13 protein-coding genes and 1 pseudogene are annotated in these 12,284 nt (G+C 68.7%); all 14 read right to left on the bottom strand.

What is annotated here, in order from left to right:
- Positions 1-38: 38 nt before the first annotated feature.
- The 14 genes and pseudogenes from QN163_07855 to QN163_07790 all read right to left on the bottom strand — a co-directional run bounded on the left by QN163_07855 (position 39) and on the right by QN163_07790 (position 12,278).
- A complete protein-coding gene (locus tag QN163_07855) occupies positions 39-746 on the bottom strand; it encodes a regulatory protein RecX (GenBank protein ID MDR5683923.1) in 708 nt (235 codons plus the stop codon).
- Between the two features lie 154 nt (positions 747-900).
- Positions 901-1,869 (bottom strand): quinone oxidoreductase, encoded by a 969-nt coding sequence (locus QN163_07850; protein ID MDR5683922.1) that lies wholly within the window; start codon positions 1,867-1,869, stop codon positions 901-903.
- A gap of 184 nt (positions 1,870-2,053) precedes the next feature.
- On the bottom strand, positions 2,054-3,028 hold the full coding sequence (locus tag QN163_07845; protein MDR5683921.1) for an ornithine cyclodeaminase family protein: 975 nt from the start codon (positions 3,026-3,028) through the stop codon (positions 2,054-2,056).
- A gap of 57 nt (positions 3,029-3,085) precedes the next feature.
- Positions 3,086-3,877 carry an O-methyltransferase gene (locus QN163_07840; protein ID MDR5683920.1) on the bottom strand — a complete coding sequence of 264 codons (792 nt, stop codon included), beginning with the start codon at positions 3,875-3,877 and terminating at the stop codon, positions 3,086-3,088.
- Entirely contained in the window at positions 3,838-4,224 is a 387-nt protein-coding gene (locus QN163_07835) for a DoxX family protein (GenBank protein ID MDR5683919.1), read from the bottom strand. The genes QN163_07840 and QN163_07835 overlap by 40 nt, the downstream gene beginning before the upstream one ends.
- Positions 4,225-4,240: 16 nt before the next feature.
- Positions 4,241-4,996, bottom strand: a pseudogene (gene dapB, locus QN163_07830) (4-hydroxy-tetrahydrodipicolinate reductase).
- A gap of 123 nt (positions 4,997-5,119) precedes the next feature.
- Positions 5,120-5,386: a VOC family protein gene (locus QN163_07825; protein MDR5683918.1), complete on the bottom strand. Its 267-nt coding sequence runs from the start codon at positions 5,384-5,386 to the stop codon at positions 5,120-5,122.
- Positions 5,387-5,532: 146 nt separating this feature from the next.
- The gene (locus QN163_07820; protein ID MDR5683917.1) at positions 5,533-5,778 is read right to left on the bottom strand and encodes a DUF3276 family protein; all 246 of its coding nucleotides are present in this window, start codon (positions 5,776-5,778) and stop codon (positions 5,533-5,535) included.
- Between the two features lie 116 nt (positions 5,779-5,894).
- Positions 5,895-6,968: a recombinase RecA gene (gene recA / locus QN163_07815; GenBank protein ID MDR5683916.1), complete on the bottom strand. Its 1,074-nt coding sequence runs from the start codon at positions 6,966-6,968 to the stop codon at positions 5,895-5,897.
- Between the two features lie 54 nt (positions 6,969-7,022).
- Positions 7,023-7,595 carry an RNA 2',3'-cyclic phosphodiesterase gene (gene thpR / locus QN163_07810; GenBank protein ID MDR5683915.1) on the bottom strand — a complete coding sequence of 191 codons (573 nt, stop codon included), beginning with the start codon at positions 7,593-7,595 and terminating at the stop codon, positions 7,023-7,025.
- A gap of 4 nt (positions 7,596-7,599) precedes the next feature.
- Positions 7,600-8,868 (bottom strand): competence/damage-inducible protein A, encoded by a 1,269-nt coding sequence (locus tag QN163_07805; protein ID MDR5683914.1) that lies wholly within the window; start codon positions 8,866-8,868, stop codon positions 7,600-7,602.
- Entirely contained in the window at positions 8,865-10,496 is a 1,632-nt protein-coding gene (locus QN163_07800; protein ID MDR5683913.1) for an isovaleryl-CoA dehydrogenase, read from the bottom strand. Before QN163_07800 ends, QN163_07805 begins: the two co-directional genes overlap by 4 nt.
- Before the next feature lie 9 nt (positions 10,497-10,505).
- On the bottom strand, positions 10,506-11,324 hold the full coding sequence (locus tag QN163_07795) for a DUF4115 domain-containing protein (GenBank protein MDR5683912.1): 819 nt from the start codon (positions 11,322-11,324) through the stop codon (positions 10,506-10,508).
- A 21-nt stretch (positions 11,325-11,345) separates the two neighbouring features.
- Positions 11,346-12,278 carry an ABC transporter permease gene (locus QN163_07790; protein ID MDR5683911.1) on the bottom strand — a complete coding sequence of 311 codons (933 nt, stop codon included), beginning with the start codon at positions 12,276-12,278 and terminating at the stop codon, positions 11,346-11,348.
- Between the last annotated feature and the right edge of the window lie 6 nt (positions 12,279-12,284).

The raw sequence follows: 12,284 nt of genomic DNA, 5'->3' as shown, positions 1-12,284 counted from the left end.
GTACCGGGGACGGTTGGGCGATTCGATGGATTGGCGCATCAGGCGGGCCCCTCGTCTGCGGTTCGGTCCGCGAACAACCCGACCCTGCGCAACGCGTGGATCACGCTGCCGTCCCGGAAGCCACGGCGGGCCAAGAACGCGGCCAGGCGGCGGGCAGCGGTCTTGCGGTCGAGCCCGGCGTAGGCACGCAGCCTCTGGCAGGCGAGCGCTTCGGCCACAGCCTCTTCATCGGTTGGGTCTTCGTCCAACACCCGCTCGATGACGTCGGGGGGGATTCCCTTAGCGCGTAGTTCCCGGCGGATCCGAAGCGCACCCCACCTGCGCGCCTGACGGCGGGACTGCGTCCACAGGCGTGCGAAGCGTTCGTCGTCCACCAGGCCCTGCCGTTCCAGTTCCGCCAGCACGCCGGCCACCCGCGCGGCGGGGCCTACCCGTCGCAGTCTGGCAGCCAGCTCGGCCCGCGACCTCGGACGCGCAGCCAGCAGGCGCAGGGCGCGTTCCCGGAGCCTGGTGCCAGCGTCTTCGTCGGTCAGCCGGCGCAGGGTCTGGGCGGTGATCGCCCCCAGGCTGACGCCCAGCTCCCTACAAGTCTGCTCCCGGACACGCAGAAACTCCCCCGTGGACATCCGTATCCGCACCAGACCGGGCTGGCGGGCGGGAAGGACACTCACGACCTGCGGTGTGAGCCCGCCGCCCCGCGCAGCCGCCCGTCTTGAGCGCGACGCAGGTGTCTGCAGTTCCGTCACCGTCTGCTCTCGATGCGTTTCAGGAAGTCCGCCTCCTGCCGCCCCATTATAGCAAACACACGTTCCCTCTCGCTGGCGAACGTCCATCCGGTGCGGGGGGTCGCCGGGCGCCGGCCGGCTGTGAGTGCGGCCGCCGGAGATCTGACCAACCGGCTCACATGGACAGCAACACCTTGCCGGTCGTCTGCCGGCTCTCCAATGCCCGATGGGCTTCGGCCGCCTGATCCAGCGGGAAGGTCCGGTCGATCCGGACCCTGAGTTCTCCCGAGGCTACCCATCCGAGGACGTCGTTCGCACGCCACAGCAACTCTTCGCGCGTGGCGGTGTAGTGCATCAGCGTGGGCCGCGTCAGGAACAGCGATCCCTTGGCGTTGAGGATCTGTGGGTCGAACGGAGCGACTGGACCGCTGGACTGCCCGAACAGCACGAGCATGCCGCGCAGCGTCAGGCTGCCGAGACTGCGCTCGAACGTATCCCGTCCCACCGAGTCGTAGACGACCTGAACCCCCTTGCCGTCCGTGATGCGTCGCGCCTCGGCTTCGAAATTCGTCTCGGTGTACAGGACCACGTGATCCACACCCGCGTCTTCCGCGAGTCGGGCCTTCGCCTCCGTCGAGACCGTTCCGATCACCGTCGCCCCCCGTCGCTTGGCCATCTGGGTGAGCAGCAGGCCCACTCCACCGGCGGCGGCATGCACGAGCGCCACGTCCCCCTCCCGCAGGGGGTACGTGGAATGGGTCAGGTAGTGTGCGGTCATGCCCTGGAGCATGACTGCGGCGGCCGTCTCCAGGTCCACTCCCTCCGGAAGGAGCACCAGACGATCGGCGGGGGCGACGACGTACTCCGCGTAAGCCCCCAACACGTTTGCGAACGCCACACGGTCTCCGGGCCTGACCACCTCCACTCCCGGGCCGACGGCTTCCACCACCCCTGCTCCTTCCTGCCCGAGCACCGCCGGGAGCGGCAGCTTGTACAGCCCCTTGCGCTGGTACACGTCGATGAAGTTTACGCCTGCTGCCGCCAGACGGACCAACGCCTGCCCCTCCTGGGGCGAGGGAGTAGGCACTTCCTCGTGACGCATCACTTCCGGGCCACCGGTCTCGTGAATCCGGATCGCGCGCATGCCACCCTCCTCCGCTCCACGTGTTCCCGGCGCTATTGTACCGAGCGCGCTCGTCCGCGGCCGCCTCCCCTCCGTTCGGCTGGTCTTGTGGTGCCGCCCTCAGGCCTGCCATGCGACCCGGCGCCGCGTCCCGTTCGACGGCCACGCCGGTCCAGCGCCTGTGCGGGTAGCCTTGCCTCAAGGATCACGACAGATCGACCTCTACGCCCAGACCCCGCCTGCGCGCCGCCTCCACGACCAGACAAGCGGCGATCGCGTCCTCGGCGGCCACTCCCACGGAGCGGTAGACCGTGATCTGATCCGGGTCCGTGCGTCCGGATCGGCGCCCCTCGACCAGTTCGCCGATTTCGCAGATGTCTTCGGGGCGCGCCAGTCCCTGACGGACGGCGGCCGTCAGGTCGGCCGCGCCGTTGGGGTACTCACCAATCGCTGCGTCCCGGGACTCCACGATCACGACGGCGTCCGCGAACGCAGCAGGATCCACTTCGAACCCGGCGGTGAACCCGACGGAGTTCACGTGGGTCCCCGGCCTCAGCCACTCCCGCCGCACGATCGGCTCGGTCGCGTGGGTGCATGCGCAGACCACATCGGCGAGCGCGACCGCCTCGGCGTACGATCGCACCGGCGTGGCCCCGATCTCGGTCGCCAGAGCCTCCACCTTCTCGGGCGTGCGGCCCGCGACCAGGATCTCGGCGAACCGGCGGACGCGGGGCACGACGCGCGCGTGGGAGCGCGCCTGTACGCCGGTGCCGAGGATCGCCAGGACGCGCGCGTCCTGACGCGCGCACAGGCGAGTCGCCAGCGCCGAGCCCGCCGCGGTGCGCACGGCCGTGATCGAGGCGCCATCGAGGATCGCCACCGGCTGGCCGGAGTCCGCTTCGAAGACGCCGATCAGAGCCTGATGCGTTTCGATGCCCCGGAGGGCGTTGCCCGGGAACACACACACGAGCTTGGCCGCCAGCACACTGCGGGTCTCCAGATACGCGGGCATCGCGGCCAGGAGCCCTCGGTCTGCCACCGTCGCGAAGTTTCGGGGCGGGACGGACGCACGGCCGGCGCTCACATCGGCCATCGCCACCGCGAGCCCATCGATCAGGACGTCGACGTCCAGCAGAGCTTCGACGTCACGGCGACCGAGGATCAGCACGGCTTCCTCCATCTGCGCCGGGCTCGGGCTCGTCCGACGCCGCGGACGTCCGGGGTAAGCGGCGACGGGCTACCTCACGACGGCGATCGCCATGCCGTCGTGTCCCTTGACGCCGACGTGCTGCACGACGATCGCCTCGACCCGTGCTTCGGCCGCCAGCGCCGCGTTGAACGCCCGCGCGCCGCGGTCGGCGCCGTCTGCGGGGTGGGCCGCGAGGACGCGGCCTGCGCGCACGACGTTATCCGCGACGATCAGGCTGCCCGAGCGCGTCAGGCGCAGGCTCCAATCCAAGTATGCCGGGTAGTTCTCCTTGTCGGCATCGATGAAGACCATGTCGAAGGGGCCTCCTCCTGCGCGCCAGAGCCGCGGGAGGGTTTCCAGCGCCGGGCCTACGACGATTTCGACTCTGGTGTCCACGCCCGCGCATGCCAGATTGGCACGCGCCACCTGTGCGTACCGAGGGTTTCGTTCCAGCGAGATCAGGCTGCCGTCGGCTGGCAGAGCCCGCGCCAGCCAGATCGTGCTGTATCCAGCGAGCGTACCGATCTCGAGGATCCGGCGCGCTCGCACAAGCCGGGCGAGCAGATGGAGGAACTTTCCCTGGACCGCAGACACCTGGATCGGCGGCATCCCCGCATCCGCGATCGAGCGTACCGTCGCATCCAGAGCGACATCCTGCGGCACGAACAGACCCTCGATGTACCCGTCGATCGCGGCGAACGCGCTGCTTGGCTCCGAGGGCAGAGCCCCGACCTGCCGTGGGTCCGACCGCGGCCCACTGTCCGACTTGATCGCCCGCCGTGCCGCGCGGTCGCGCTCCTTCATGGCCGCGAAGACCCGCCCAGAGGTCTCACCTTCCATCGGCCGTAGGCCACGAACCCCGCCAGGCCCGCCAGAACCAGGTTCATGAAGATGTTCTCGTACTCCCCACGCCAAAGGTGCCACGCAGCCGCACCCAGCATCACCACGACCAGCCCCAACGCTGCCAGCACCGTCAGTTCACCTCGAGCGCGGATCGCTCCGGGCAGAATCAGGCCCAGACCAGCGAGGATTTCGGCACCGCCAGCGACGAAGTGCAGTGTTGTGGGCAACTCGTACATCCACGCCATCGGCCCGGGCAAGCCCGGCGGCACCAAGAAGTGGATGAGGCCGGTGACGAAGAAGTAGATGCCGAGGACGACCTGCACAACCCATAGAAGCGTGTGCATCCCGCTTGCTCCGTGTCCGGTGCAGACCGAGCAGCGTCGAAACCCTACGGATGGCGAGCACAGCTCCGTCGACGTAGGGTCGAGCGCTGCTGCCCGCGTCGTGACGAATCGTCAGTCGCTGGTCGGGCATCCCAAAGATGATCTCGGCGCTGATCATGTACCCGGGCAGCCGGAGGGAATGGACTTGGGAAGACGCCAGTGTGGCGCCCCGCGCTTCGCGCAGCCCCACCGTCCGGTCTGCGGGCACCGTCGGTTTGGGAGGGCGCACCCTGGCGAGGCGAGCGGCCAGTTCACGGACCGTTCCGCTCGGAGCGTCCACCTTGTTGTCGTGCGCGTAGTCGATGATCTCCCACTGCGGAATGTACCTGGCTGCCACCTCGGCGAACTTCTGCAGCAGCACGGCCGTGAGGGCGAAGTTGCCGCACGCGAGGACGCCGCGCCGCCGCTCGCGAGCGACCCGATCGATTCGCGCGAAGTCGTCATCCGCAAGCCCGGAACTTCCCACCACGACATGGGCTCCCCTTTCGAGTGCGTTCAGGACGTGAGTTCTGGCAGTCCCCGGCTCCGTGTACTCGACGAAGACGTCGCAAGGATGGGCCAGCGCTTCTGCAACCGACCGGTAGATGGGGCAGACGAGGTGTGGCTCACCCAATACCTCGCCCAAGTTCCGACCCGCGTGCGTGCGCGACACGCCGGCCACGAGAGACAGGTCCGCAGCTCTCGCGACGGCACGCGCCAGTTCGGACCCCGCGAGGCATACCCTGATGGTCATCGAAGCCACCCCGGCCGTGTCCTGACAGTGACTTGGGGCCGTGCAGTCCTTGGCCTCTCCCCTCGTGTTTGCCCACAGACATCCCGGCTCCTCCCGGATGTCACAGAAAGTTGCTGGACATTGTCACCCGACCGCAAGCACAACCACAGAGATCGCATCGTTGAAATCGTGGTGAGGTCCGGCGCTGATCGCTTGAAAGCGTTGACCGAGCCGGGTGAAATCGACTACCTTCACCGTTCCGGCCGGGCCGCTTGGGGAATCACTCAGCAGCGCCCTGACGCGGTCGACCCGCGAATCCGGGGAAATGGAGGTGTAGAAACTGGCTGCGTTTTCGGCGTCGCTCGAATACCAAAGACGCGGAAAGATCCGAGAGCGCATCTTGGAAGCCATAGGACATCTCACGCCGATACGATGGGCTCACGACCGCCCAGCTGCCGTCGGGTTGGCTCCGCTGGCCCGAGGACCAACGGCAGCAGTCGGCCCTCCTGTCCGTCAGTCGTCTCCCTCCCGGGGGAGTGAGAACGTTTCGCTCAGGATCACGCGTTCTGCAGTCTTCCCTCCGCCTTGCGCAGGGCCTGCCCGAACGCCTCGACGTCGTCCGGAAACACCAGGATGCTGGCGCGCTGGCGGCCCGTGCCCGTCTTGCGCGTCTCGGTGATGACCAGATAGCGCCTGCGGTTCTTCGACTCCCTGACATCAAAGAAGTAGGTTCGCCCTCCGGCGCGCACCTGCTCGCTGAATATCGCCTTGCCCGCCTCGCCGTTATGTACGTCGGCTGCCATCGTCAACCTCCCTTCCCGCAAGGCGCGGACTTTGGGACTCAACCCCCGATCTGCGCCCAGCCACACCATCCGCGGCAACGATCCTGAGCCGCCACCCCCGAGGGTGACTCGCCCCGCTACCGCGTCCGTGCCGGGGCCTCCTTGCTGTTGCGCGAGGGCGGCTCGGCGACCACCGGTGCCTCGGGCAGCGGGGCGCGGCCGCGGCCCAGGTTCAGTTTCTCGCGCACCTTCGCCTCGATCTCCGCGGCCAGTTCCGAGTTGTTCTCCAGGAACTCGCGGGCGTTGTCTCTGCCCTGACCGATCCGCATCTCTCCGTAGGAGAACCACGTGCCGACGCGCTGGATCAGCCCGAGGTTGGTGGCGACGTCGAGTAGGCTGGCGGCTCTGGAGATCCCCTTCCCGTAGTAGATCTCCACCTCCGCATCACGGAACGGCGGGGCGACCTTGTTCTTGACGACCTTGACCCGGGCGCGCATGCCGCGGACCTCGTCCCCGCTCTTGATGTTCTCGGTGCGGCGGATCTCCATGCGCACCGAAGAGTAGAACTTCAGGGCGCGGCCGCCGGTCGTGGTCTCGGGGTTTCCGAACATCACCCCGACCTTCTCGCGGATCTGGTTGATGAAAACGACGACGCAACGCGAGCGGCTGATCGCACCGACCAGCTTGCGCAGCGCCTGCGACATCAGGCGGGCCTGCAGCCCGACGTGGGCGTCGCCCATGTCACCCTCGAGCTCGGCGCGGGGCACGAGGGCCGCCACTGAGTCCACAACGATGACGTCCACGGCGCCGGAGCGCACCAGGGTCTCGGCGATCTCCAACGCCTGCTCCCCGCTGTCCGGCTGGGAGATCAGCAGTTCGTCGACGTTGACGCCCAACGACCGCGCGTAGGCCGGGTCGAGGGCGTGCTCGGCGTCGATGAATGCCGCCACCCCCCCTTCCCTCTGCGCTTCGGCCATGATGTGGTATCCCAGCGTGGTCTTGCCCGACGACTCCGGGCCGTAGATCTCGACGACCCGGCCGCGCGGCACTCCGCCGACCCCGAGCGCCACGTCCACGCCCAGGGCGCCGGTGGGGATGACCTCGACGGCAAGCCGCTGCGACGCCTCGCCCAGCTTCATGATGGACCCCTTGCCGAACTGCTTTTCGATCTGCGCCAAGGCTAGGTCCAGCGCCTTCTGCCGCTCGCTCATCGTGATCACCCTCCTGCGTTGTCCCGCGGATCATACCAAACATATGTTTGCCTGTCAATACCGAACCAGTGGAAACGTCGCCCTCTCTACGTACGTCGGGCCCCTTGGGCTCAGTCGGCTCTGCATCAGCACCACCGAACCAACGCACTGGACCCCGATTTTCGTATGCCGCTGGGCCTCCAGGGCGACTTTCAAGCAAGGGAGGCGTCTGCGCTCCCGGGCGCGGCCCAGGGTCAGGTGGGCCGAAAAGGGCCGGGCCTCCCGCGCAAACCCCACTTCAGCCAGGATCTCTTCCGCCCGGGCAGCGAGGGCCGTCAGGCGGTCGGCGCCCTCAAAGACACCGACCCACACCACCCGGGGACTGCTGGAAGTGGGAAACGCACCGACGCCCTCGATGCGGATCTCGAAAGCCTCGCATTCGCGCAGGCGTCCCAGCGATGCGGCAACCTCCGGCACCTTCGCGTCGGGGACCTCGCCCAAAAACTTCAACGTGAAGTGGAGGTTGTGCGGCTCAACCCACTTGACGCCGGTCGCCGCTTCGGGGCACAGGCGCACGATCTCGTCGCGGACACGCTGGGCTGCAGGCCGCAGCGCGGGGTCGAGGGGGATGGCCACGAACAGGCGCATGACATCACGACGGCGGCGTGCGCGATCGGTCCTCCAACAGATACCGTCGCAGCAGGTTCAGCGTCGCCTGTGCCGCGAGGTGCTTGACGCCCTCCCGCCCGGGTTCTTCCCCGAAGTTCACCCGTACGGTGCGCGCGTCCCCGGCTCCCGCAAGCGACAGGAACACCAGCCCGACCGGCTTTTCGGGCGTGGCGCCGGTGGGCCCGGCGATGCCCGTGGTCCCAAGACCGACGTCTGCGCCGAACCGTTCGCGGACGCCCCGCGCCATCGCCTCGGCGACCTCTCCGGAGACGGCTCCGTGGCGCTCCAGCAGCGCTTGGGACACGCCGAGTAGGGCCTGCTTGGCCTCGTTCGCGTACGCCACGACCCCGCCGAGGAAGTAGGCGGAACTTCCCGGTACGTTGGTCAGTCGGTGTCCGACCAGCCCGCCGGTGCAGGACTCCGCGACAGCGACGGTGACTCCCTGCCCGGACAGCAGCCGGGCCACGGCCATCTCTAGTGTCTCGTCGTCCACGCCGTACACCGCGTCGCCCAACCGCTTCCGCAGAGCTGCTTCGGCTGAAGCCAGCATCGCGTCCACCTCAGCGGGGGTACCGCGTGCGGTGATGCGCAGGTGCACCTCGCCCAAATGGGCTAGCGGGGCGACCGTCGGGTTGGTCGTGTGGATGAGGTCGCGGATCTGCTCTTCTAGCGCGCCCTCGCCGACGCCGACGGTGCGCAGCACGAGGGAGCGGATCACGCTTCGCCCCACCCAGCCGCGTTCGCGCAGATACGGGATCACGGTCTCGGTGAACATCCCGCGCATCTCGCGCGGGATGCCCGGCAGGATCACGATCAGGCGACTGTCGTGCTCCCAAAGAATCCCCGGCGCCGTACCCCATCGGTTCGGAATCGCCTCAGCACCACGCGGGATGAGCGCCTGGCGCCGCTGGTTCGGCGTCATCTGGCGGTTGCGGCGCGCGAAGAACGCTTCCAGGTGCGCCAGCGACGCCTCGTCGACCACCATGTCCACGCCCAGGGCGGCAGCCACAGCTTCCTTGGTGAGGTCGTCCTCGGTCGGTCCCAACCCCCCCGTGAAGACGACGAGGTCGGCCCGCGAAGACGCCAGACGAAAAGCCTGCTGGATGCGCTCGAGGTTGTCGCCCACGGTCTGCCGGAAGTAGACGGGGATGCCGAGTTCGGCCAGGCGCTCGCAGATGTACGTCGCGTTGGTGTCGGTGATCTGCCCCAAGAGCAGCTCGGTCCCGACGGAGACGACCTCGCCGGCTCTCATGGGAGTCGTGGGCGGGCGCGCTCCACGATCGCCGACAGATCGACGCCCGCCGGAAGGGTGCCGAAGGCGCGCCTGGGGTCTGCCCCCAGCCGGCTCGCGCAGAATGCGTCCGCCACGGCGGGGGGACCACAACACACCAGCAAGGAGGCCTGCAGGGCCAGTGCCATGTCCTCCGTGAGCCGCCTCGCGGCGGCTTCGTCGGGTTCGGCTATGTCCCGTTCCAGACGGCGGACGAACGCGTCCAAGCGCGCATCCCCACCGTGGGCCAGCCGGACCTCGTTCCAGAAGGCCTCTACGGATTGGGGGTCGCGCCGGATCGCGCGCAGCACGTCCAGACAGATGACGTTGCCGGCTCCTTCCCACAGGCCGTTGAGCGGGCTCTCGCGGAACAGACGCGGCATCACGGACTCTTCGACGTAGCCGTTGCCGCCCAGGCACTCGAGGGCCTCAGCCGCGTGCGGCGGAGTGCGCTTGCAGACCCAGTACTTGGCGACCGCGGTCGCCAGGCGCCGGAAGGCCACTTCCTCCGGAGCGGTCGTGTCGTAGGCACGGGCGAGCCGCATGGCCAGCACCGTGGCCGCCTCGCTCTCCAATGCGAGGTCGGCCAGCACGTTCTGCATGAGCGGCTGATCGAGCAAGAGCCTACCGAACGCCCGGCGATGGGCGGCGTGGTGGATGGCCTCGGCGACAGCGTGACGCATTCCGGCCGCCGAGCCGATCACGCAGTCCAGGCGCGTGTGGGTGACCATCTCGAGGATCGTCCGCACGCCGCGCCCCTCCTCCCCGACCATCCGTGCCCAGGCTCCATCGAACTCCACCTCGACCGACGCGTTGGACCGGTTGCCGAGCTTGTCCTTCAGCCGCTGGAGGAAAAAGGCATTGCGCTGACCGTCGGGCGTCCACCGCGGCAACAGGAAGCACGACAACCCACCGGGTGCTTGGGCGAGGACCAAGAACGCGTCGGACATCGGCGCCGAGCAGAACCACTTGTGACCGGTGATCCGGTACTCCCCGCCTGGGCCGGGTTTCCCGATCGGCTCGGCCCGGGTGGTGTTGGCCCGCACGTCCGATCCACCTTGCTTTTCGGTCATGGCCATGCCCATCAATGCCCCCGCCTTTTCGGACACCGGCCGGAAGCTCGGGTCGTAGACGCGCGAAAACAGACGGCCCTCCCACTCGGACGCGACGTCTGGGGTCGTCCGCAGCGCCGGGACGGCCGCGTAGGTCATCGAGACCGGACAACCGTGGCCCGCTTCGACCTGCGTGAGCAGGAAAAACTTGGCCGCGCGGACGACGTGCGCGCCCGGGTGCGGATCGCCCCAGGGAGCGGCGTGCGCGCCGAACGCCACGGCGTGGCGCATCAGCTCGTGGTAGGCGGGGTGGTAGGTGACCTCGTCGCGGCGGAACCCGAACCGGTCGTGGGTGTGCAGGACCGGGGGATGGCCGTTGGCGAGAAAGCCGAGTTCATGGGCGGCCGCAGAGCCGCAGAACGCCCCGATCTTGCGCAACTCCCCTTCCGCCCAGCCACCTCCCTCGCGGCAGACGGCCTCGACGAGGGCCAGATCCGCGGTATAGGCGTCGTAGCCGACCAGCGGCGGGGGTTGGTTGGTGACTTCGTGCGTGGCCAACGGGTGTTCCTACGGCAGCACCGGAGCGACCTCGCCGATCGTGAAGGTGCGGCGGACGACCTCCCCAGGCCCGCCCAGCGTACCCATCTGCCGACCGTTGACCTCCAGGGCGACGGCGGACGCATTGCCGATGACGATGTTCAGCGTCTGCTGGGCCTCCCACACCTGGCTCTCCCCGGGACGGATGAATCCCTCAAAGACGCGGCGGCCATCGGCCACCACGCGCAGCCAGGACACGTCCGCGGCGCGGGCCACCAGCCGGACTCCGTCCACGGTCGCCGGCGTCGGCGGCGGCAACTCCGGCGAAGGCTCGGCGGCCACCGGCTGGGGCACCGTCGGCACGGGGGTGGCGGCCAGCGGTTCCGGCGTAGGAATGGGAGTCGCGTAGAACGCGCGGATTTCCCTGTATCCCACGTAGGCGACCACCCCGAACAGCACGACCAGCACCGCGACGGCCCACCGCAGCACGCGGCGCAGCGGCGACGGCGGTGCTGCCGGCCGAATCGGCACCTCCCCGCTGCGGGCGACCAGCTCCGGCTTCCGGTCGGCTCGGACGACGGTGCTCAGACGCTCAAGGAGCGGTTGCGGATCCAGGTCCAAAAACGCCGCGTACGAGCGCAGGAATCCCTTCGCGTACTGGGCAGCCGCGAAGACCTCGAAGCGTTCCTCCTCGAGGGCTCGGAGGGAGGCGACGGGGATGCGGATGCGCTCGTGGACCTGCTCCAGGGAGACGTTCAGATTCTCGCGGCGGCGGCGCAGGGTCTCCCCGATCCCCAGGGGCCCCGGCCGGGCCTCGCGAGCGTCGGTGCGGGCCGCCGGACGGCTCATCAACAGTAGTGTAACAAGCCGTCAGCTCTCCTCGCCCTTTGTGTACGGTACGCCGTCGGCGGCAGGTGGCCGGGCCCGCCGAACGAACCCCGCCAGGACGAGGATCGTCACGATGTGCGGCAGGACGTTCAGGAACTGGTGCGGGACGTTGAGAACGACGACCCGCAGGCTGAGGGCGTCGAAGTAGCCGAACAGGGCTGAGGCCCCCAGGGCTCCGATCGGCCACCAGTTGCCGAAGATCATCGCCGCCAGGGCGATGAAGCCGCGGCCCTGCGTCATCCCCTCGAGGTAGCCCCGGCCCTGCTCGATCGCCAGGTACGCCCCGGCCATGCCCGCCAGCGCGCCGCTGATCAGCACGCCCAGATACCGCATCAGGTAGACGTTGACGCCCAGCGTGTCCGCCGCCGCGGGGTTCTCACCCACTGCGCGCAGCCGCAGCCCGAACTTGGTCCTGACGAGGACCCACTGCCCGACGAACACGAGCAGGATCGCGACCAGGATCAGAGGCGAGATCCCGGTGGCGACCGGCCGCAGTCCCGGGACGTCGCGCAGCAGCGGGATGCTCACCGGCGCGAAGCCCCCGATGCCTGGCGACTGTGTGGCCACTCCGAACAGGAGGATGTTCAAAAAGCGCGCCAGCCCCACGGCCAGCAGGTTCAGCACGACGCCGCTGATGATCTGGTCGACGCGGAAGGTGATCGTGACCAGGGCGTGGATGGCCGCGAACGCCACACCCGCGGTCACCGCGGCGAACACCCCAACCGTCGGCCCCCCGTACAGCGTGCCGACGGCGCCGAAGAACGTGCCCATGATCATGATGCCTTCCAGGCCGATGTTGATGACCCCGCCGCGCTCGGAGAACACCGCCCCCAGCGCCGCCAGGACGATCGGCACCGTCAGCCGGATCGCCGAGGCGATCAGTGCCATGTCGAACAGGACGCTCACGACCTCCATCGGGTT

This window comes from Armatimonadota bacterium (assembly GCA_031432545.1).
GTDB lineage: Bacteria > Sysuimicrobiota > Sysuimicrobiia > Sysuimicrobiales > Sysuimicrobiaceae > Caldifonticola > Caldifonticola tengchongensis.
This window is presented reverse-complemented; position numbering and strand designations above follow the sequence as displayed.